General features: G+C 51.1%; 1 protein-coding gene. It reads right to left on the reverse strand.

Annotated features, from left to right (window positions below; translation table 11 throughout):
* Nucleotides 1-840, reverse strand: an 840-nt coding sequence (locus tag IQ209_RS17945) for an AMP-binding protein (protein ID WP_193852534.1), incomplete at both ends; no start/stop codon positions are given.

An 840-nucleotide genomic window follows, 5' to 3' on the forward strand; every position in this document is an offset into this window, starting at 1 on the left:
GGCAATTAAGCGCTTGTCACCGCTTTCGTCTTCACGGGCGATCACCACGGCATCGCTGACGCCTGCGCAAGCCAGCAGTTGGGTTTCAATTTCTCCCAGTTCAATGCGGAACCCGCGTAACTTGACCTGAAAATCATTGCGCCCTAAATATTCAATCGCACCATCGGGCAGCCAGCGCCCCAGATCGCCGGTCTTATACATACGGGCATCAGGTTGTGCACTAAATGGATCCGCCACAAATTTTTCTGCTGTCAGATCGGGACGATTAAGATAACCACGGGCCACACCTGCGCCACCGATATGAATTTCGCCACTGACGCCAATAGGAACCGGCTTCCCAAAAGTATCCAGAATATAAATACGGGTATTCGGCAATGGATAGCCAATCGGGATGTTATCGGTGATATCAGTCGTTCCATCCACTTTTAATGTGGTCGCAATGACCGTGGTTTCGGTAGGACCATAAGAGTTAATCCAGCGGCAAGTTTGGGTTTCCTGATGAGACAGCCAGCTGATTAAATGGCGATATTCTGCTTTTTCGCCGCCCACAATCAGGGTATGCAGATAGGGGCTAAAACCGCTGCGGCCGGCCATCATCTCCTGTACCCACAGGTGCCAGAAGGCGGTCGGCATATCCATAATGGTGATCTTCTGTTCACGCAGGAAGGTGACAAAAGTCATATCCGGTATCCGAATATGGGGCGGTCGCAAAACCAGTGTCGCACCAGAGGCGAGGGTAGGGAAAATATCGGATACCGAGGTATCAAAGGCGATAGTCGCAAATTGCAGGATACGATCCCCTAATTGTGGTTCGCTGGTCTGGTGCTGAGCATGAATAAA

The organism is Xenorhabdus sp. BG5 (assembly GCF_015163665.1).
GTDB lineage: Bacteria > Pseudomonadota > Gammaproteobacteria > Enterobacterales > Enterobacteriaceae > Xenorhabdus.